The organism is Celerinatantimonas yamalensis (assembly GCF_046054155.1).
Lineage (GTDB): Bacteria > Pseudomonadota > Gammaproteobacteria > Enterobacterales > Celerinatantimonadaceae > Celerinatantimonas > Celerinatantimonas yamalensis.
Map to the genome: position 1 here is coordinate 903817 of NZ_JBEQCT010000001.1, position 21215 is coordinate 925031.

Genomic DNA, 21215 nt, shown 5'->3' on the forward strand with positions numbered 1-21215 from the left:
ATTGCATATGACGCCATGTCATTTGAATTAGCTTTGAGAACCGCAGATGAATCAGCCTGACTTTAACTTATTATTGGCACTCGATGCGCTATTAAGCGAACAAAGTGTGGTAGGAGCCGCTCGCCGCTTAAATCTGAGCACTTCTGCAATGAGCCGAACTTTGAGCCGAATACGTACGGTCACTGGCGATCCGCTGCTCGTCCGTGCGGGGCGTAATATGGTTTTAACGCCCTATGCTCAGCAAATTAGAGAGCAAACCCAGCACACTGTTTTTGAAGCGCAATCGATTCTTCGCCCAAATTTCAAAACCCTAGAAACCGCTTCTCTTGAGCGAACATTTGTTCTTAGAACCAATGACGGTTTTGTGGAAGCATTGGGTCCATCACTGATTAGTCAGGTGGCGCAAGTCGCCCCTTTGGTACAACTGCGCTTTACGCCCAAATCTGAGAAAAACACGCGTCATCTGCGAGAGGGCTTGATCGATCTTGAAATGGGTGTAGGGGGCGAGCAGATGGGCCCAGAAATACGTATACAGATGCTCTTCCAAGATCGCTTTATTGGCGTGATCAATCAACACCATCCGTTAGCGCAAACCAAACAAATAACCGTAACAGAGTATATAGCGTTCAAACACGTGGTGACATCGCGCCGCGGTTTAGCCACTGGCCCTATCGATAGGGCCCTAGATAAATTAGGGTTACAACGGCATATTGCAGCGGTAGTGCCCAGTTTTAACGCAGCATTTACAGTCGCAATGACAACCGATTTTATCGCTTTAGTACCAGAATCGTTTGCATCCCAGCACCCGTTAATCAATAACGCCCAGCAATTAAATCAACTCAAAACATTTGAACTACCCGTCGCAACGCCGTCTATTAGCGTCTCTCAAATGTGGCACCCCCGTTTGCAGATGGACTCAGCGCATCGTTGGTTTCGTAACTTGGTTCTCAGTGTATGCCGAGAAAAAATGGGATCAGATGCTCCTTGCTGATCCGATCAAGTCACGCACAGCTTGCAGCTAGTCAACAGGTTCAAAACACTCTTGATAAGATGTGCATTCATCGCACGAAGGCGAGCGGCAAACTAAGGCGCCATGCTCAAGGCATAGTTGCCGGTAAAAAAACTTTTTCCAACGCATCGCAGGGTAATTACGCGCGGCGAGTTCGGGGAAACAATCCACCATCAATTGGGTGAGCATCGCTCTTTTAGGCAGCCCTAGATCCTGCCATAAATGGTGAAATCCCATACTAGCGCTGGAAATCACCATCGCCATATCCCAATCGTTAGGGGTTTGAAAATGCAAGAGCCATTGATAAAGTTGTTGAAATTCATCCTTGCGTCGCTGCTTTTGTAATTGTAGCAACCGAGCTTTAAGCGACTCTTGCTCTATATTGGGTGTGGTATCACAACTATTCGCTAATACCAGCAACCGCGCATAGTCATTTTCGCCAAGCTGTAAGTTTTCGCCTAAAATCCCAAAACCCTGACGCTGACGAGCCACGAGTAGACAACTCCAATATTGCACCTTTTCGTCAGTCATTTTGCCTCCACTATTTCATCTGAAAGCTTATCCAACATCCAACTGTATCTGTGGCATCTTTTGACTATCTTGCCACCATTGCTGCAACGACTGGTGAATTGGTTGCCAGGCGTAATCGATCACTGGCACCGTATGCTGTTGTTCCAACTGTTGCCAAGGTTCGCGGCCAATGCGCGCGCAAAACACAGCGTCGATATCCCCTAGCACCTGAAACACTGACTCGTTCGGTTTTGTTTCATCACATTGCGATTCACCTTGGCAATATAACGGTACATGGCGACGCTGCACAAAATGTACGCCATCATCAGTTACCGAATAAATTAACAAGGCTCGAGCATGGCCAAAATGTTGATCAATCACCGTCATACTTGAGCTGGCGACTGCAACCAACTTCGCATCATCATCACTGGCGGCTCCGTGGCTGGCAATATCGGCCTGAATGCGCGTCCGATTGGCCATCACGACAGCATAATCTAATGGCAAATTAGGCAACTGGGCTAAATTGAATTGTTGACTGCGATCTTCACCTAAAAATCCAATCGCATCGGCTCGGCACTGCTGGCAATGCGTCATTTGAGCCATTTGTTCACCGCAATTTTCACGCACTGACTCCACTTGCTCGGCAGTGGGCTCGGGCTCATGTGCTAAGCCAAACTTGGTTCCATACTCAGGCTTGGCTAACAGTGGCATGACATTATGTAAAAACACCTGCTGGCGATGTAGCTCTCGGCTTAACTCTGGCAGATGGTGTTGATTGATTCGAGGGATCAGCACCGAATTCACTTTCACCAAAACCTGGCGCTCCATTAATTTGCGGAGTCCTTCAAGTTGTTGGTCGATCAATAGCTGTCCAGCACTAAGGCCTGTATAGCTTTGCCCTTCAAAGGCGACCCACTCATAGATTTCTGCCGCAAGGTAGGCATCTAGGGTGTTAATAGTAATGGTGACATGATCAACCCCGACATCACACAGTTCATCAATAAACTCGGGTAATGCGAGCCCATTGGTTGATAGGCATAAGCGCATATCGGGCATGTTTTGCCTAAGCAATTCCAACGTTCGCAGCGTTTTTTGCGGATTTGCCAAAGGGTCACCGGGACCTGCAATACCAATCACCGAAAGCTGCGGAATCTGTTCGGCCACATACATCGCCTTATGCAAGGCTTGCATTGGGGTTAACAATTCGGAGACCACCCCTGGGCGGGATTCATTCGAGCAATCAAATTTACGATTGCAATAATTGCACTGCATATTACATTTAGGGGCTACCGCTAAATGCATTCTGGCGAATCGATGACTGCCCGCTTGCGAATAACAAGGGTGATTAGCCACCTGCTCGCTCATCGCTCTTGACAGCACTGATCCATTTTTCGCATCCGGATGGCAGTTTGCTGAACACGATCCCATAGCTCTCTCCTTTTCATTCAAACCAACCTTGGTTTACCTCATAAAGAACTATTGCAAATCGTAGACCAGTTCAAGTGGATTTATAACGTATTGTTTTTATATAATTTTTATTTAATACAACAACTATTCACACACGTTTGTCGCGCTTTCTCCCAACATTGTTGTAGATCTTACAGGTGACGCATTTGGATGTTCATCACCTGAATACGATAAGCTATTTGACGCGGAGTCATCCCTAAAATGCGCGCTGCTTTCGCTTGTACCCAGCCGCTGGCTTCGAGCGCGGCAATCACTCGCTGGCGTTCATCCAGGCTTTCATCCTGCGGCGAAACAGCGCTGGCGTAACGTGACATTGAACTTTGTACCATACTGGGCTGTGGTTTGGGATGCATGGGAGATTTCTCTAAAATAATCATATCGCGGTCGATCAGTCCAGACTCACTTAACACCGCCGCTCGTTCTAAACAGTTTTCTAGCTCGCGCACATTGCCTGGCCAATTATGTGCCATCAGTAACCGCACGGCCCCTTCACTAATATGCAATTTGCGGTGTTGCTTTTGGCTGAGTTTTTCCAATAAAAACTCCGCTAGTGAATCGATATCTTCAATTCGCTCACGTAACGATGGTAACTCGATAGGCATCACATTCAAACGATAATAGAGGTCTTCACGAAATTCACCCTCACGGACTTTGTCTTCTAGATTTTTATTCGTCGCGGTCACAACGCGCGCATCGACTCGCAAGGTTTCGTTCCCTCCGACTCGCTCAAATTCGCCCTCTTGCAGAACACGTAATAATTTGGCTTGGAACAGTGGACTAATCTCACCGATTTCATCAAGAAAAATGGTCCCCCCATCGGCTTGCTCAAAGCGGCCTTTTCGTTGACGAACCGCGCCCGTAAACGCGCCCTTTTCGTGACCAAATAATTCACTTTCTAATAAACTCTCCGGCAACGCCGCGCAATTCAGCCGCACAAAGCTTTGATTAGAACGAGGGGAGTTATAATGAATAGCATTGGCAATTAGCTCTTTACCAGTTCCACTTTCACCGCGGATCAACACCGTTGTATCCCACTTAGCCACTTGGCGCACCATCGAGAACACTTGCCGCATTGCCGGGGTTTTGCCAACCATATTAGCAAAGCCATATTGGCCCCGCACTTTACGCCGCAATCGGTCACGCTCTTCAATAATTCCTTGGCGTTGCGTATTGGCTTGTCCTACGAGTCGAACCGTCTGCCCCACTAAGTTAGCGACCACTTCTAAGAATCGTGTTCTAGCCGCGAGTTCTTCAGGGCGAGACTCCATAGGCTGAGCGGCGAGCACCCCAAATGGTTTAGCATCGGGACCAAGGATTGGCACACAAATAAATGGCAATTGATAGTCATACACATTCATTCGATCTAAAAATCGCGGTTCATTTTCCAGCTTTGCAACAACGGCCGCCTCCCCTTGACGCATCACTTGGCCTAGGATCCCTTCGCCTAGCCGATAGCGAATTTGCGAGACATCTTTACTCACCTCAGCCGACACACCATAGAGTTTTTCTAACATCAAGGCTTGTTGCGAGGAGTCATACAAAGCCACCATTCCTAACTGCATTGAGACCTGCTCTTGCAAACAAGCGAGCATTTGCGAAAGCGCTTGTTCAAGATCGAGCGTACGGCTCATCACTAGGCTCAACTGTTGCAGTGCCTGCAGTTGCTGACGAGATGAAAAATCATGTACTGTCGATTTAGTAATCATCCAAGGCCTCCTCCATATGTTCAACAGGTAATGCCAATATCACACAGCTTCCGCCGCCCATGATCGGCTCCACATCCATGGTTCCTTGATGTTCCAATACAATATCTCGCGCCAAACAAAGTCCTAGTCCAAACTCATCGCGTAGCGATTCACGATTATAAAAAGGCTGCATAATCCGGTGACAAGCTTCTTTACCAAGGAGGGGGCCATTATCGCGAATACGCACCAAGAACCATGCATCATCTAAGTCAAATGTAATATTCACCTGAGGCTGATGACTTACATCACCGCATCCTCCTTTTAACGCGGCGACTAAGGCATGCTCCACCACTAGATCCAGCGCACTTAATATGCGAACTCGCTGACCGGTTAAGGTAGCGACATCCACTTCGCCTATCACCATCTTGACGCCAAGCCTGCGAGCTCGGCTTTGTGCTAACAATGCTAAATCATCAGTTAACGCAGCCACCTCAAAATGGATGCTCATTTCCGATTTAAGGCGAGGCATACTGGCCTGTAGGGCTTGCAAAGCTTGTTCTGCACTATTGAGAATATCACTGAGCGCAGCCGATGGGCCCGCGAGGGGTTGATTCAATCGTTTCATGGCATACAATAAATTAATCGGTTGACTCAACTGGTAGGTCGCCGTTTGCAAAGTTTCGCGAATAGCTGAAAGCATTTTACTATCCGCTAATTGCCCTTGAAGCTGCTCGAGATGATTTTGAATAAGCAACTTATTTGAGGCAGTGCAATCTTGTCCTACTAAAATATAAAGCTGTTCATTGTGATGGCTAAAATAGTGACTTACCTTTTCATTCACATGCGCGAGTGGCTGACAACTTAACGATAGCCATCGCTTCTCGGAACGAACCCAGTATTCAATGATGAGCGCGTCAGTTGAGCTTAAAAATGTATCAAGGATTTGTTGATGCTGCTGATATAGCTGCTGACTAAAAAAGGTTAATGGCTCGCTGCCTGCTAAATCAGTCTTCAATGTTTTATAGGCGAGATTATCTAAAATCACCCGTTGCTGCTTGTCGAAAACGACGACCATGTTGTCATTGGCATTGAGGACCGCTTCAAAATGCGCTTTTTGGTTACTAAGCTCTTGCGTTAATTGATACGATTGACTGACATCACGTTGAATGCCGATAAAATGCGTGATCGCACCATCGTTGTCGAATACTGGAGCAATCGTAATCTCTGCCAAATAATCCACACCATCACGAGTACGATTAACCAGTTTGCCACTCCAAACCTGCCCTGAGGTGATTTGTTTCCAAAGCTGTTGATAACAGTCTTTGGGTGTTTGGCGAGACGATAACATCCGCTGATTCTTACCCTTGAGCTCAGCTAACGAATAACCAGTCAACTGCGAGAAACATTGATTGGCATAACAGATATTCGCATCTAAATCGGTCATGGAAATCGCAATGGGCGCCTGATCCACCACCTGGGCAAATAACCCCTCAGGCACATGCTGTAATAGCTCAGCAAACGGCCGCTCCCACGTTAACGAACCATACGAAGGTTGCATCACTTCTGCCATAGAAAATTCCTTCAACAAGACTGTATGAAACCCGACAATTTGTTCGAGCTGGCCTGAAATCGACCGTAGCTAGGATAATGGATGCATAAAATGCGCCCTATTTAATAACCACAATATAGATAGGTGTTTGGGCTTATTTCGGCCCTGTACGCCTGACGGCGATGCGCCATATTGATTCATTTTTAAACTAAAAGGCACATTTACTGTGCACCTTGTCATTGGCATAAGTTTCGCAGTACCTCCCCTATTAGACATTGAAAGTGAGGCGATACAATGCAAACACTCCTACTCCTATTTGTCGCCAATGTGTTGGTGAACAATGTGGTATTGGCGCGCTTTTTAGGACTTTGCCCATTTATGGGGGTTAGCCGGGACATCGAGTCGGCTTTGGGAATGGGATTAGCCACCACCTTCGTGTTGACTATGAGCTCAATTGCTACATGGCTTTTAGAATATGGGGTACTTGAGCCTCTTGGACTTGGTTATCTCAGACTACTTACCATGATTATGGTGATCGCCGCAATGGTTCAACTCACCGAACTCTATATTGCCAAACAAAGCCCTGCATTACATCAAGTGTTAGGGATCTTCTTACCGCTTATTACCACTAACTGTGCAGTGCTCGGTGTGGCACTACTGATTATTCAACAGCAATTGAGCTTCACCCAAAGCCTCGTTTACGGATTTGCCAGCGCCTTAGGCTTCACTCTAGTCATTGTGATTTTTGCGGGGCTACGGATGCGCCTGGCTTTAAGTCACGTTCCTAAGATTTTTGCGGGAACCCCGATTGCGTTTATTACAGCAGGAACCTTAGCAATGGCCTTTAGCGGATTTGCTGGAATGGCCCATTGAGGCAAGGAGAACAGTGATGTTAAATTTTTTGACCTTTCCACTTTTAGCCGCCGCGGTGGGATATCTGTTGGGAATAGCCGCCAAACAATGGTATGTCGCCAAAAACCCATTAGAGCAAACCATTGCCGATTTGCTACCCAACGGTCAATGTGGGCAATGTGGCTACCCCGGTTGCAACGAAGCAGCCAAGGCCATGGTCGCTTATCAACTCAGTGCAACAGGCTGCCCACTCGCAGATGCAGTGGTCATTTCTAAAATTGCTGACACATTAGGTATTCCTCTTGAGAATAAAGAAAGTGATGAGGCAATAGGCATGGTGGCGGGGATTGATGTAGACAAGTGTGACGGCTGTAGTCGCTGCTTAAAAAAATGCCCCTTTGATGCCATTGTCGGTGCGCCCAAACAACTCCACGGTATCATTGCCAGTGCATGTACTGGTTGTCAGCAATGCATAGCCGTCTGCCCGCACCAAGGCATTACACTCTATCCTGACCCGCAATTACTCAATCCCATCCACAAGCCTATGTGGCAGTCACTTCAGTTGGACAGACAACATGTTTAAATTTGCTAAAAATATCGTTGGCGGTATTCATCCTATTGATGATGGCAAATCACTTACCAGTGACAAGGCTATTGAACCTTTAGCACGGCTCCCCCCGCGTTTATACATTAAGCTCAAACAGCATCCTGGCGCACCAGCTAATGCGCTGGTACACGCTGGTGATCGAGTACAGGCAGGGCAATGTATCGCTCAAGCTAATGGCAATTTTAGCACGCCGCTGCATGCGCCATTACATGGCCGTGTTGTCGCCGTCACCGAGCAATACATTGAGCTTAAACCTGATAGCGTCCAACCCCCAATAGAACCCGCTCAATCACATTCACCGCTCAATGAGGATCGCAGCATCTTAATTGAACGAATTGCTCAAGCAGGTATTGTCGGTATGGGCGGCGCGATGTTTCCATTGGCCGACAAACTCGCACTCAGCGAACAATACGCCATTGATACATTATTAATCAACGGCAGTGAATGTGAACCCTATATGAGCTGTGACGATAGAGTCATGCAAGAGCAGTCTGCTCAGATCGTGGGTGGCATTCGCTTACTTCTGCACATTACCCATGCCAAGCAAGCCATTATTGGCATTGAAAAAAATAAGCCTGCAGCAATCACGGCGATGCAATCAGCCACCAGCGAAGATAGCAAAATTCGCGTGCAACCCCTTCCCGCCCTCTACCCGCTGGGTTCATCAAAACAGCTGATTCGAGCGTTAACAGGTATTCAACTAGAACAAGGAAGACGTTCTGCCAGCTACGGGGTATTAGTGCATAACGTAGCCAGTTGTGTCGCAGTTTTTCAAGCGTTACGTTTTGCCCGACCGATGACCCATCGCGTCGTCACAATCAGTGGTCGAGCGATCAGCGAACCTCGCAATATCTACGCCCCCATTGGTACCCCAATATCACACTTGATCAACCAATGCCAAGGCCTAAGCGAATCCCCTGTACAACGCATTATGGGCGGGCCAATGATGGGCCGTGCCATCACCAATATCCATCAGCCCATTGTTAAAGGTACTTGCGGGATATTAATGCTCTCAACCAGTGAAAGTCAGGTCGAGCAGCCCAGTAGCTGTCTGCGCTGTGGCCGCTGCGCACAAGTTTGTCCGATGCAATTACAACCCCTTCATTTATTACCATTGGTTCAACATGAACAGTTTGACCAAGCTAAACAATTAGGTCTTGGGCAATGTTTATCGTGCGGGGCTTGTGCCTATGTCTGTCCGGCGTCACTCCCCTTAACAGCCAGCTTCAATTGGGGCAAGTCTGAGCTAAAAATACAGCGCTATCTGACTAATAAGTCAGAATTAACTCGGCAACGAGCCAGTGCTCATCAACAGCGTATTGTCGCGGAAACAGAAGCAAAAAAATCCGCCAAAGCGGCGAAAGCAAGCAAACGACAAAATCGACGTCACATGACAGAGGAGCAACCGCGATGAACCAACAAGCACCTTTTACTCACCTTGGTGTACGCATCCCACAAATGATGCGGCAAGTGCTATTCGCGCTCCTTCCAGCTTGGCTATTTGCAATCTATCTCTTTGGCCCCAAAGCACTGTTGTTATCAGTCGGCTGTATCGCTGCGGCGCTTGCGAGCGAATGGCTTTGCCAACGCCTGAACAGCACCACACAAGGAAGCTGGCTCGATGGTTCAGCGCTGGTCAGCGCATTAATTCTAGCCATGAGTTTACCCCCTCATGCCCCAGTCTGGTTAGGTTGTATCGGCGGCTTCTTAGCCATTGCGCTTGGCAAGCAGTGCTATGGTGGATTAGGGCAAAATTTGTTTAATCCGGCCATGTTTGCACGGGTCATCTTGTTGATCGCCTTCCCTGTCGCGATGACGCACTGGCCGCAGCCTTCACCTGCAAGCTGGCATCTTCTCAGTGCTGATGGCATCAGTGCCGCCACACCGCTTGCGCATGAAGGACAGTATCGCGTAGTTTCCCTGTTCAATCGGGTCATCGGTGACACTAATGGTAGCTTAGGTGAGACATCGGTCATTGCCCTAAGTCTCGGGGGAATTTACCTTTTATATAAGCGTATTATTGAATATCCATTGGTTATATCAAGCCTGCTCGGGTGTTTGATCCCCGCCACATTAGCGTGGTTCATCTCGCCAGCAACGCATTTGTCCCCACTCACCGAGCTCACCAGTGGTGCCCTCATATTTGCCGCATTTTTTATCATCACCGATCCAGTGACTGCGCCCTCATCGCGATTTGGACAATGGCTATACGGAGGACTATTTGGCTTACTAGTTTGGTTGATCCGCGAATTTGCAAATTATCCAGAAGGCGTCGCATTTGCAATATTGCTATGTAATGGCATCAATCCGCTGATCGAGCATTACACCCGCCCAGCCATATTTGGGCAACGCATCAGCCGGAGGAAGCCATGAACACGGCGACGATTAAACCACCCCACACTCAAGCCGTTATATTGGCATCTTTTGCACTATTAGTGACCTTATTAGTGATGTTCTCCAATCGCTGGTTAGGCCCGCTCATTGTGGCTCAAGAACATCGCGACCAACTGAGTAAGATCCAGCAAGTGCTTCCCCATGCACTATATGATAATGACCCTAGTCGTCACGAAATTACCCTGACACTCAATAATGGTCAGACCGTTGATTACTTTTTAGCAACACTTAAAGGACAACCTAGCGCATTTATTTTTAACTCGATTGCACAAGGCTACTCGGGTGACATTCGCTTAATGATTGGGATTCAAACTAATGGCGTCCTCAGTGGAGTACGTGTATTGGAGCACCATGAAACGCCCGGTCTAGGTGACAAAATAGAAGCTGATAAAAGTAACTGGATTTTGCAATTTAGAGGGTTGTCACTACAAAACCCGTCTGAATCGCAGTGGATGGTGACCAAAGATGGCGGGCATTTTTCAGCCTTTAGCGGCGCTACCATTACGCCGCGCGGGGTGGTGAAAGGGATCCGCCAAACATTAGAGATGTTCCGCCAATATCACACTGTTTTTATGCATCACAAGGAGGTCGATAATGGCCATTAAACAATATATGCGCCAGCTTTATGAAGGCTTGTGGCCCAATAATATCGTCTTAAAACAAACTTTGGCACTTTGCCCAACCCTTGCTGTCACAAGCTCTGCCACCAATGGATTGGGAATGGGGCTGGCGACCTTAGTGGTGATCATGCTCTCAAACGTATCGATTTCTTGTATTCGCAGCTGGGTGACACCTCAAGTCCGCCTCCCTGTATTTACGCTGATTATCGCCGCGTTAGTCACCTTGGTCGATCAAGCCATGAATGCATGGGTGCATGACCTGCATAAAATTTTAGGACTATTCATTCCACTCATCGTCACTAACTGCGCTATTTTTGGTCGAGCTGAGAGTTTTGCCTCTAAAAATGCACCGGTACCCTCATTAGTAGATGGACTAGCAACTGGTATTGGCTTTACCTTTGCGTTGGTCTTGCTCGGCGCCTCACGAGAAATCGTTGGACAAGGGACATTATTTAGCCACGCTTCATTACTCCTTGGCCCCCATTTTACTTGGCTAGAAGTAACCCTATTGCCTAATTATCATGGCTTTTTACCCGCGATTTTGCCCAGTGGTGGATTTTTCTTTCTGGGACTTCTCATTGTCGGCTATCGCTTAGTTGAACAAGTAAGGGTCAAACGCAAACTCAGCGCTAGTGCAATGTCGATGGAGTCAACCTCATGAAAATTTCAGTTGCCCATGCAGCAGGGCGTTGTGGTAAATGGATTGAGATCGAGGTCAATGAACCGGTCACCATTCGTCAAGCGCTTGAACAATCCACACTGCTTACTGACTTCCCCACTCTTGATATTGGGCACTGTAAGGTTGGGCTATTTGGCAAAATTGCATCGCTTGATACACCCGTTAGTGCGGGGGCTCGGGTCGAGATTTATCGACCACTAGCCATAAACCCGCGAATGACTGACGATGATGATGATGAATATGAAGATTAATCAACCTCTATCACTGATCTGTGTCGCGCCGCGAACACGAAACACTAAGGAACTATCATGACAAAAGTAGGCATTTTTTTTGGAACAGATACAGGTAACACCCGCAAAGTGGCTAAATGGATCCACCAAGCCCTCGGTGATGAGCAGCAAGTTGCTAAGCCACTGAATATCAATCGGGTCACTGTGGCTGATTTACTGGCGTTTGATGCATTGATCTTAGGAACACCAACGCTCGGTGAAGGTGAATTGCCAGGGCTTGAAACACAGTGCGAAGCCCCAAGCTGGCAAGAATTTGTTCCCATGTTAGATGATGCTGATTTTAGCGGTAAAACCATTGCATTATTTGGCCTTGGGGATCAACTTGGCTACGGTGATGAATTTGTCGATGCGTTAGGTGAGCTTTATGACCGCTTCGCTGATACGGGCGCCAAGATGATCGGTAACTGGCCAGCTGACGGCTATCATTTTACTCATTCAGCAGCACTCGATGGTGATGAATTTGTTGGGTTAGTCATCGATCAAGACAATCAAGCAGAGCAAACATCAGCGCGCATTGAGCAATGGATTAGCCAAATCAAACCAGCACTGGGACTATAAACTATAAACATGGTTACGGCTTTGACAGCGCTAAGCCTGTGCTGTCAAGCCAACACCTCAGTATTGTCACATTAATAACACATTCGCTTTATCAGCGGCAACTTCAACCCGATCACGCCCATTGTCTTTCGCTTGGTAAAGCGCTTGATCGGCGCGCTTCATCAGATCAGTGATGGACTCACCAAGACGATATTCGGCAACACCAAAACTTGAAGTACAATGAAATTGATCGCCAAATTTAAATTGGGCAACATTCTTGCGTAACGACTGCGCCACCCCATAAGCCTGTGATAACGTGGTATTTGGCAACACAATCACAAATTCTTCACCACCTATGCGGGCAATATGATCCCCTTGACGGATATTTTGTTGTAATACTGCCGCGAAACTTTGTAACACAGCATCACCACACGAATGTCCATACTGATCATTCACATACTTAAAATGGTCAATATCGATCATAATCAAGGTGATCGGTTTCATTAAAAAATTAGTTTTAGCCAGTTCATCGACAAATAATTGATCTATTTTTTTTCGATTCCATAATCCTGTCAACCCATCTGTATGGGCCGATTTTTCCAAATTACATTGCTGTAAGTAGGTGGTTTTTCGAATTGTTTCAATCACAGTCGCATTCACTAAACCAAACATGAATGCGGATATCAGCCACAAGATATGTAACAGGAAGAATTGTTGAGGAATTGGCTGCACCACCATGGCACAGACAACGATCAACATCGAGGCGAAAGCAGACAGACACGCTGGGCGATAGGTGAGCCCAGAAATAGTAAGCGTCCAGATAATACTAAGGTAAAGCTCTGGCGCAAAAAAAATAAAGTAAGCCGTCCCCATATTGACCCATAGATTACAAAATACAGCAATCACAGGCGCTATAACGAGTAAACATCGAATGATCCGATACATCCGAGGATAAAAGCTACACACACCGATAAATAAAAGCATGAATGGAACAATCAAGCCATGCAGCGTCAAACGGACCCCTGCCATGGGAAGATGTAGATGGTATTCGATGACTGCATAGGCAACATAAAGTAACGCGGTGAGAAAAGCGCTATAACGCAGTTGTAATAAGGTTGTTTGAATACTCCAAAACTGATAAGCAGACCATTGATGCGGCTTGGATTGAATCATCGAAGATAAAGGCAACACGCGAATGTCCCTATTCAAAAACAAATATAAACACCCGCCTAGCTAAGCACATGCTCCGCTGCAGCGTCCGCACCGAGCCTAAACGAATACCTAAGTGGCTATTTATCCATTATGGCATAAAAGCACATGCCAATGCCGCCCCATAAAAATGAACAACTCATACGACAATCATAAAATAAGCGATCATCTCTCATCTTTACAACCCATTTACAGCATAATAACACCAATAAAAGTAGTGTTATAGACATTAACAAACAATCACATCGGCCGATGTCAAGCGACTCAAGTGGAATAACAACATTTGCCGACAAAACCCGCAATAGCTTGAATAACAGCTATCGGGGGATAACCAAGAATAATTCATCAACTAGAGCGAGATGATACATGCCGCCACCTGAGCATCCATCTCACCGGTTAGATGGATCCGCACAGGGCCAGTTAGCGCCTTCATACAAGATAATTTGTAAACGACTGATTGAACAAACCGGTTAAGCTGTTACAGCAACCACTTGGCAAGAGAACTCAGTGGAGGCATTGAGGTATCTCTATAAAAAGAAACTATTTTGCTATTTTAATACCGGAACATATGAACCATGACACGGAGTGTCAGAAGGGCAAACTCGACTGTTGTCGCATAACAGAAATGTAGCATTTATCTAAAACACAAAGTGATGATTGATTAAAAAGCTCAGTTCTCTATCCACCGAGCTTTAAAAGACTTCAAGTATAAACCTTAACACACCAACCGCTCATCGCACCGTTCAGCTGCCTGAACTAACCACATGTGATGCACAAATTTTATTGCCTGAGGGATCGCGCAAATAAGCCAGATACATCTGACGTTGACCGTTAATCCGCAGCCCTGGGGGTTCTTCACAAGAAACGCCACCATTGGCCACACCTGCAGCATGCCATGCATCAACAAGTTCGGGAGTCGCCACTTTAAATCCTATTGTCATCCCATTACCAGCCGTCGCAGGTTCACCGTTGATAGGCTGCGTGAGCGCAAACACATTCCCTTGTTCCTTATAGAAACATCGACCTTTCGGATCAATAAACCCCTCGTTGTAACCTAAAACACCTAAAATCGCATCATAAAACTGTTTGGACTCTTCAACATTATTCGCCCCCAGCATTACATGACTAAACATACCGTGATCCTTGTCCATCATAATTAAGCAGAGCACTTAATGTGCTACATCTTTGCTCGCTTGTCTAGGCTCAGAGGCCATAGAAACATCAACTCGCACCTCACACTCATTATTTTTAAAATAAGACAAGCCGACCTGCCAATCAGCACGCATTTGATGGCTTAGTTGGCTCGCAACACCACAGTCGCTTGCAAGCGGCGCTGACCAAAGCGAGACATTTTCTCGAATTCATCCCGAGCAATCGGCATATATTGACAATCTAACGGACTTTGGTTGGGATCTTTTTCTTCAAAATCTGGATCATGGACCAAAATACAATGCTCGTCATAACCAGACATCACCACCCAATGAGGCGACTTTTTCCCATCCATCCGAAAAGTGCTGATCAATATAATGGCCAAAGCTCCGGAATCAAAGGCGGTGATCAATTGTGCTAATGGCATCACTGAATAATGAACGGGAATATCTTCAGTTTTACATTGCTTCATAAAGCTATAGTGCACCCGTTCAATGACCGCTTTTTTTAATTGATCACGAACACTGTCAACAAATAATGGCCCCTCTTGGCTTAGCCAGACTTTTGCCGACAATCCCCGCTTCTGCGCGGCTAAGGCTAAGCCCATGGGATGGCAACCACCATGACCGGCGGTCATAAAAATGGTCGTCGCTTCCCGCCAGATATCTAACTCATCTTCGGGGGTTGCTTGGTAATTTGGATTAAACGCTGAAAGTACCATTTGTAAGGACACCGGCCCACAGGTAAACGGCGTTCGTTGTGCCAACCAAGGGAGCGGATGCGAGCTTTGTTCAACACTCATATGACGAAGCGGCTTTTGCATCCGAATCGCATCGCTTTGATCTTCATAATAAGCATGGTAGTAACCGAACTCACGGTAGTCCATTTTTTGATATAAGGTGATGGCGACTTGGTTCAGTGCACTGACTTCCAAACGCAATAATGTTTTGCCAGTGTTAATTGCTTTTTGTTCACAGGCTTTCAGCAACCGAATGCCAATTCCGAAGCCACGTGCAAAAGAAGCAACCGCCAATGAATACAAGCGCGCTAAGCGAGTTCCTTGGCGCAAATGCAATAGTGCATAACCCAACAAACCTTGCGCCCCAACAGCTATCAATAACACCGAACCATCACTCATAATCGCTCGGCGAAAACTGCGACGACTAAGGCGATCATAATTAAACGCGAGCTCTTCTAGGGCCACCAACGCCGTTAAATCATCCAATGTCGCTAGACGAATATCTGGATTGAAAAGCTGTTCATTTTTACATGCAGTCATGATCATCATCTCGCCTTAAACTAGGCATAAAGTCGCTTAAACAAACCATTCAGCCCATCTCAAAGCAGTGAATATGGCAAGCATAATAATCGAATATTTTAGGTTGAATGATCAGCAAAAGATAGCGAAATGGGCATCCCAAAAAACATTTTATTTATCTTAATTTGGACTATTGTTAAAACACAAAAACAGGCGCACTATCCGCGTCAATCACTTGTACATTTACCATTACTCACCTTTATTAAAAAGGAACCCCAAAGCCAATGTCACAGACGTACATTGTTGTTGATCAGGCCAAAGATTGGTCCGCATTTTTACCCAGTGATCATGTGATCACCTTTTCGCAATATCTAAACTTGACAACCAAAAGCCAAGAGCGAATTCGCGTTATCAACCTATGTAAAAGTAGTAAGTATCTTTCAGATGGTTATTATTGTTCGCTATTGGCTGAAAGTCGCGGACACCACGTTATGCCTTCAGTTAGGGTGTTAAATGACTTAGGCAAAAAAAGTCTTTACGAGCTAGAGCTCTCTCATTGGCTACCACTATTGGCAACAAAGCTCGTCATCCCTGATGCGCCTACCGATCTAAAATTTCATTGCATATTTGGTCAATGCGTTCATCCAGAGATGAAAGAGTTTGCCCACAAATTGTTCGAGAGCTTCCCTTGTCCGATCATAGAGGTAACCTTGAAGTATCGTAAGCAGTGGCAAGTAACCGCATTACAACCAACCTCTCAACGCCAACTCAATGATACGGAAGAAAATCTTTTCGCTGAATCGTTAGAAGCATTCAGCAACAAAGTCTGGAGCACCGGTCGGGTTCATCGCACCGCGAAATTCGATCTCGCCATCTTAGCTAATTCACAAGAAGTATTGCCACCGAGTGATACACAGGCGTTGAAAAAATTTGTCCAAGCAGGGAAACAATTGGGCATTCATATCGATGTGATTGGCCCCAAAGATATTATGCGATTGCCAGAATATGACGCACTGTTCATTCGCGAAACAACGAACATTGACCACCATACTTATCAATTTGCTAAAACGGCCGAAGATATGGGCTTAGTGGTGATGGATGATCCTCAATCGATTATGCGCTGCACCAATAAAGTTTACTTGGCAGATTTATTCCATACCCATAAAGTCCCCTGCCCGAAAACGCAGATTGTCCATAGAAGGGATCATAATATAGAAGAATCGCTCGAAGCTGTCATCAGTTACCCCATGGTGGTCAAAATTCCTGACGGTTCGTTCTCTAAAGGCGTAATCAAAGCAGAAAATCGGGATGAATTAAGAACAAGTTTAACAAGCTTATTTAAGAAGTCGTCTTTATTACTGGTGCAGGAATATCTATACACTGAATTCGACTGGCGTATCGGTATTTTGAACAATAAACCTATTTTCGCCTGTCGTTATTATATGGTTAAAAATCACTGGCAGATCTACAAACACACAGAGACTGACAGTAAAAGCGGTGGTTTTGATACATTGGCCACCTTTGAAGTACCAAGACGCGTATTACAAGCTGCAATTGCGGCAACGAAACCCATTGGTGACGGTCTGTACGGAGTCGATGTAAAAGAGGTCAACGGCCGCGGGTATGTGATCGAAGTAAACGATAACCCAAGTATTGATCGAGGCGTAGAAGACAAATATTTAGGGAATGAACTCTACATGCAGATTATGTCTGAATTTTTGCGCCGCATGCAGCTTAAACGCAGCGATAACCCAGCCTAAACACAAATTATCCCAAGCCTTTCCTGAATAAAACCCCCAAGGCTTGGGGCTATTTGAGCAATAAATAATACATAAAACCGCTCTAAAAATGGATGTTCAGCACATACTAGACGATAAAGCATACTGCCTTGTCGTTTATTAAGCGCAACAAAACGATAAATCCATTTAACTTACAGAAGTACTGGCACCGGTTAATACATTAGATATTTACGAGCTTCCCAACATTTTTTCACTGAAAGGATCTATGCGTTTTTCGGCAATATCTTTTTTGTCCACAGCCTCGATTTAGCGCTCGATAAACTGTGGAACAATGACATTGAACGGTTTTTTCGATTTTAGAGAAGAAGTTCCCCATTCCAAAAGTACGGACATCTGGTATATTCTCCCCTCGATCAACAGCTGATAACTCATGGTCATACTGGTTCATCTTTGGCGAAAAAAGCTTACCACTTTCAGCGTTGGCTTTCTCTTGTATACCATTCAATGAGCGTCGCACTTATGATCTGAAATCGGGCATAATGACTAAGATATGTAGTCAGTTCTATTCACTAATGCGATATAGCTCGGCTATAAATCGTCATTTATGGGGCATCGCAAATTCAATGGGAGTCATTCGTGTTATCTAGGTTACCGAAGTGGGTAGAATATGGGGCTTTTTTACTTGCACTGGTGGCAGGCTATGTCAACGCTATCGCTTTATTAGGGTTTGAACATCAGGCCGTATCGCATTTGTCAGGCACCGCTACCTTAGTGGGCAGTCAGATTGTCAATGGCTCTGGGCAGCTTTTTCATCTATTAGGCATTTTATTGAGCTTTGTGTTCGGTTCGGCCATATCAGGTTTTATGCTAACGGGGACATCACTCAAATTGGGACGTTTTTACGATGTCTTATTAGTGATGGAAGCTTGTTTCCTACTTGTTGCCATGTATTTGCTAATGAATGACAATACAACGGGACATTTTTTTGCCTCCGCCGCATGTGGACTACAAAATGCGTTAGCAACCACCTACAGTGGTGCCGTGATAAGAACAACCCATGTTACAGGCATTTTTACCGATCTAGGCATCATGTTAGGCAGCGCTTTTCGCGGCAAAGATTTAGATAAACGCAAAATGTGGCTATTTGTGATTATCGTGCTTGGGTTCATATCTGGCGGTTCTGTGGGCACGTTGGTCTATGACACCTACCGCTTTAAAGCTTTAGCTATTCCAGCTGCCTTTTGTTTTCTATTGGCGATTGTATACCGTATTTATAGGCAAAAATTGATACAAACTGAACCCATCACATTTGAACAGAGCTCGTCACAATAATGTCTACCCCACCCCATAACGGGAGAACGAGCATCTGGTAAATAAGCTCTACCAGCATTTATCTTTGCTGAGAAAAATGACAACGGGAGTCAACACAGTTCTATCACTCGACTGAAAATGAGCTGTTTCTCATAATACTAATTGATCCGCAGCATCACTGAAAAAACTCAGATTGTTGAGTGCCTCTTAGTCTTTTTCCTAGCAGATGTTTTAGTTAAAACACTTTTCATGGATCATAATCAATACGACAAAGTGCTGTGTACCAATATCACTTCATCCTAAATTTTTACCGTTACTTTTCATACTATTGAGGGTCCTATCTAGGCTGCCATGGTCAAGATTATCTCTAGCAACATAAAAATCGCGAGTTCAACTTTCAACGTTCCCGTTTAAAAAAATAGTAAGCTAAAGCCAAAACCCGATTTGAAAAATGACTCAAATAAATAGGCGTCGGATCTAATGTCAAAGGTAAAACGGCCTACTGCTATCAAACTACTGTGCATTAGGAATATCGTGCGCACTATTACAGGTTTTTTGTGCAGGACAATATTTATCCAACAGCATCAACGTCACCCCATTCGTCCAACCGAAACCATCTTGTAACGGATATTCACCACCACCACCACCCCCTAATTTTTTACCTTCAACCACATATTTTTCCACCAGCTTATGCTCTTTATCATAAGTGACCTGGACATTACGCAAAAATCGCAATCCGACCTTTTTTGATAATTGAGGTTGATGGTAATAATCTAACCCTTTAACCGCAATCCACTGTAGCGGCGCCCAGCCATTAGGCGCATCCCACTGCTGGCCCGTATTTAAGGTAGTGGTGAGCAATCCGCCAGGTTTAATCAGTTGTTGATCAACCGCTTTTGCCGTCTGTTTCGCTTGGTTTTTCTCTGCAATTTGCATATAGAGAGGGAAAAGTGTCGCCGCAGTCAACTGTGGATGGATCTTTTTCTCTTTCCAATTGTAATCCGCATACCAACCTTGTTGATCATTCCACAAATAATGATTAATGGCCGCGCGGCGAACATTCGCTCGTTGGGTATATAGCTTCGCTAGGTCAGACTGGTCATTCAGTTTATAGGCCTTGGCAAGCACCCGTTCCAAATGGTAAATCAAGCTATTCAAATCAACAGGAACCAACTGCGTGGTCCGAATCGAAGTTAATTGATTTGTTTTAGCAAACCAACGAGAGCTAAAATCCCAACCCGAAGCCGCGCCTGCTCGCAGATTACGATAAAGTTTGGCTCTATCATCCTGCGGCACGTGCCGAGCAGTTTTAATATCATCGAGCCAAGATTCTGTACGAGGCACATCTCGGGCATCCCAATAGCGATTAAGCAACGTTCCATCATCAAGCTTCACCACACGATTAACAGCATGACCTCGTTTAACTCGATCACGGCCTTGCATCCAATAATCATATTCTAATTGTAACTGTGGCAAATAATGTCGATACGCTTTATCCCCCTCATGAGTCGCTAGTAGATCGACCATCATGCTAAAAAATGGGGGTTGAGAACGGCTCAGATAATAACTGCGATTACCATTAGGGATGAGTCCATAATGGTCGAGCTCCCAAGCAAAATTATCCACCATATTTTTAATACTATCCCAGTGGCCACTTTCAGCTAAGCCCAACATGGTAAAATAACTATCCCAGTAATAGACCTCACGAAAACGTCCGCCAGGAACCACATAAGAATAGGGCAATGGCAACAACGAATCATATTTCCCTGACATTTTCGCAGTTCGAGTTAATACCGGCCATAACCCATCAATATGAGCACGTAAACTCTGATTAGATGGCGGCACATAAGCTTGCCCTTGACTGGGCAAAATGAAATGGTGTTGCACAAACTGCTTTAGATCAAAATCAGGTTGAGTTTTCTGGCTCTGCCAACTCGCAATAATGGATGCTGGATCAGAGGTAGGCACCGCATCGGCAAAGGTCTTTTGGTCAGTAAATAATGCCGCCTTTTGCACCGTATCGAATAGCGAACCCAACAAAATATCTGGAGGCTGAGGGGACCTACTCGCGGAGCTGTCGGCATAGACAGTTATCGGCAAAAGGCCTAGAGCAATACTTAAGATGATCGGGGTGAGACGAAAAGGCTTTCTAGGCAACATGGCAGCAATATCAGTCATTCGCTTATACTCCTTTGCAACTTAAATGAAAGACACCACAACAATATTAATACAATGATCAATAGGTAATATCGACCAACAGCACAGAAATTAGCTTGCAGCACACATTTAATCGAATGGGTTTAAAAATGCCACCGGTAACGAACATTTCTCTATCCACCTCAAAAACTAC

The 21215-nt window shown here is 45.6% G+C and carries 19 protein-coding genes; 11 read left to right on the plus strand and 8 right to left on the minus strand.

The annotated features are described in order from the left end of the window. The first annotated feature begins 46 nt into the window (after window positions 1-46). The gene (locus ABUE30_RS04275; protein ID WP_408622423.1) at window positions 47-991 is read left to right on the plus strand and encodes a LysR family transcriptional regulator; all 945 of its coding nucleotides are present in this window, start codon (window positions 47-49) and stop codon (window positions 989-991) included. A 27-nt stretch (window positions 992-1018) separates the two neighbouring features. Here ABUE30_RS04275 and ABUE30_RS04280 read toward each other — a convergent pair whose 3' ends face one another. The 4 genes from ABUE30_RS04280 to nifL all read right to left on the minus strand — a co-directional run bounded on the left by ABUE30_RS04280 (window position 1019) and on the right by nifL (window position 6241). After that, on the minus strand, window positions 1019-1540 hold the full coding sequence (locus ABUE30_RS04280) for a nitrogen fixation protein NifQ (RefSeq protein WP_408622424.1): 522 nt from the start codon (window positions 1538-1540) through the stop codon (window positions 1019-1021). Between the two features lie 27 nt (window positions 1541-1567). After that, a complete protein-coding gene (gene nifB, locus ABUE30_RS04285; protein WP_408622425.1) occupies window positions 1568-2947 on the minus strand; it encodes a nitrogenase cofactor biosynthesis protein NifB in 1380 nt (459 codons plus the stop codon). Between the two features lie 170 nt (window positions 2948-3117). Then, the gene (gene nifA / locus ABUE30_RS04290; RefSeq protein WP_408622426.1) at window positions 3118-4692 is read right to left on the minus strand and encodes a nif-specific transcriptional activator NifA; all 1575 of its coding nucleotides are present in this window, start codon (window positions 4690-4692) and stop codon (window positions 3118-3120) included. Then, window positions 4682-6241, minus strand: coding sequence for a nitrogen fixation negative regulator NifL (gene nifL, locus ABUE30_RS04295; protein ID WP_408622427.1), 1560 nt, complete (start codon window positions 6239-6241; stop codon window positions 4682-4684). The genes nifA and nifL overlap by 11 nt, the downstream gene beginning before the upstream one ends. A 273-nt stretch (window positions 6242-6514) precedes the next feature. On the opposite strand from nifL, the gene rsxA reads away from it, so the two are divergent. The 8 genes from rsxA to ABUE30_RS04335 are packed head-to-tail and all read left to right on the plus strand — an operon-like array spanning window position 6515 to window position 12220. Continuing rightward, complete coding sequence (rsxA, locus tag ABUE30_RS04300) at window positions 6515-7093, plus strand: electron transport complex subunit RsxA (protein WP_408622428.1); 579 nt, start codon at window positions 6515-6517, stop codon at window positions 7091-7093. A 16-nt stretch (window positions 7094-7109) separates the two neighbouring features. After that, window positions 7110-7655 (plus strand): RnfABCDGE type electron transport complex subunit B, encoded by a 546-nt coding sequence (locus ABUE30_RS04305; RefSeq protein WP_408622429.1) that lies wholly within the window; start codon window positions 7110-7112, stop codon window positions 7653-7655. Next, window positions 7648-9093 carry an electron transport complex subunit RsxC gene (gene rsxC, locus ABUE30_RS04310; protein WP_408622430.1) on the plus strand — a complete coding sequence of 482 codons (1446 nt, stop codon included), beginning with the start codon at window positions 7648-7650 and terminating at the stop codon, window positions 9091-9093. The genes ABUE30_RS04305 and rsxC overlap by 8 nt, the downstream gene beginning before the upstream one ends. Next, window positions 9090-10052, plus strand: a complete 963-nt coding sequence (locus tag ABUE30_RS04315) for an RnfABCDGE type electron transport complex subunit D (RefSeq protein WP_408622431.1) — start codon at window positions 9090-9092, stop codon at window positions 10050-10052. Before rsxC ends, ABUE30_RS04315 begins: the two co-directional genes overlap by 4 nt. Further along, window positions 10049-10678, plus strand: a complete 630-nt coding sequence (gene rsxG, locus ABUE30_RS04320) for an electron transport complex subunit RsxG (RefSeq protein WP_408622432.1) — start codon at window positions 10049-10051, stop codon at window positions 10676-10678. Before ABUE30_RS04315 ends, rsxG begins: the two co-directional genes overlap by 4 nt. Beyond that, window positions 10668-11354, plus strand: a complete 687-nt coding sequence (locus ABUE30_RS04325) for an electron transport complex subunit E (protein WP_408622433.1) — start codon at window positions 10668-10670, stop codon at window positions 11352-11354. The genes rsxG and ABUE30_RS04325 overlap by 11 nt, the downstream gene beginning before the upstream one ends. Continuing rightward, on the plus strand, window positions 11351-11623 hold the full coding sequence (locus ABUE30_RS04330; RefSeq protein ID WP_408622434.1) for an RnfH family protein: 273 nt from the start codon (window positions 11351-11353) through the stop codon (window positions 11621-11623). The genes ABUE30_RS04325 and ABUE30_RS04330 overlap by 4 nt, the downstream gene beginning before the upstream one ends. Before the next feature lie 57 nt (window positions 11624-11680). Next, a complete protein-coding gene (locus tag ABUE30_RS04335; RefSeq protein WP_408622435.1) occupies window positions 11681-12220 on the plus strand; it encodes a flavodoxin in 540 nt (179 codons plus the stop codon). Between the two features lie 66 nt (window positions 12221-12286). Here the strand turns inward: ABUE30_RS04335 and ABUE30_RS04340 are convergent, their stop codons facing one another. The 3 genes from ABUE30_RS04340 to ABUE30_RS04350 all read right to left on the minus strand — a co-directional run bounded on the left by ABUE30_RS04340 (window position 12287) and on the right by ABUE30_RS04350 (window position 15836). Continuing rightward, window positions 12287-13390: a GGDEF domain-containing protein gene (locus ABUE30_RS04340; RefSeq protein ID WP_408622436.1), complete on the minus strand. Its 1104-nt coding sequence runs from the start codon at window positions 13388-13390 to the stop codon at window positions 12287-12289. A 761-nt stretch (window positions 13391-14151) separates the two neighbouring features. Next, window positions 14152-14541: a VOC family protein gene (locus ABUE30_RS04345; protein WP_408622437.1), complete on the minus strand. Its 390-nt coding sequence runs from the start codon at window positions 14539-14541 to the stop codon at window positions 14152-14154. Window positions 14542-14702: 161 nt separating this feature from the next. Beyond that, entirely contained in the window at window positions 14703-15836 is a 1134-nt protein-coding gene (locus tag ABUE30_RS04350; RefSeq protein ID WP_408622438.1) for a GNAT family N-acetyltransferase/peptidase C39 family protein, read from the minus strand. 263 nt (window positions 15837-16099) lie between these two features. Here ABUE30_RS04350 and ABUE30_RS04355 point away from each other — a divergent pair, with 263 nt between their 5' ends. Both ABUE30_RS04355 and ABUE30_RS04360 read left to right on the plus strand, forming a co-directional pair. Further along, complete coding sequence (locus ABUE30_RS04355; RefSeq protein WP_408622439.1) at window positions 16100-17575, plus strand: RimK family protein; 1476 nt, start codon at window positions 16100-16102, stop codon at window positions 17573-17575. Window positions 17576-18190: 615 nt separating this feature from the next. Continuing rightward, window positions 18191-18886, plus strand: coding sequence for a YoaK family protein (locus ABUE30_RS04360; RefSeq protein WP_408622440.1), 696 nt, complete (start codon window positions 18191-18193; stop codon window positions 18884-18886). 492 nt (window positions 18887-19378) lie between these two features. Here ABUE30_RS04360 and treA read toward each other — a convergent pair whose 3' ends face one another. After that, complete coding sequence (gene treA / locus ABUE30_RS04365) at window positions 19379-21043, minus strand: alpha,alpha-trehalase TreA (RefSeq protein WP_408622441.1); 1665 nt, start codon at window positions 21041-21043, stop codon at window positions 19379-19381. Between the last annotated feature and the right edge of the window lie 172 nt (window positions 21044-21215).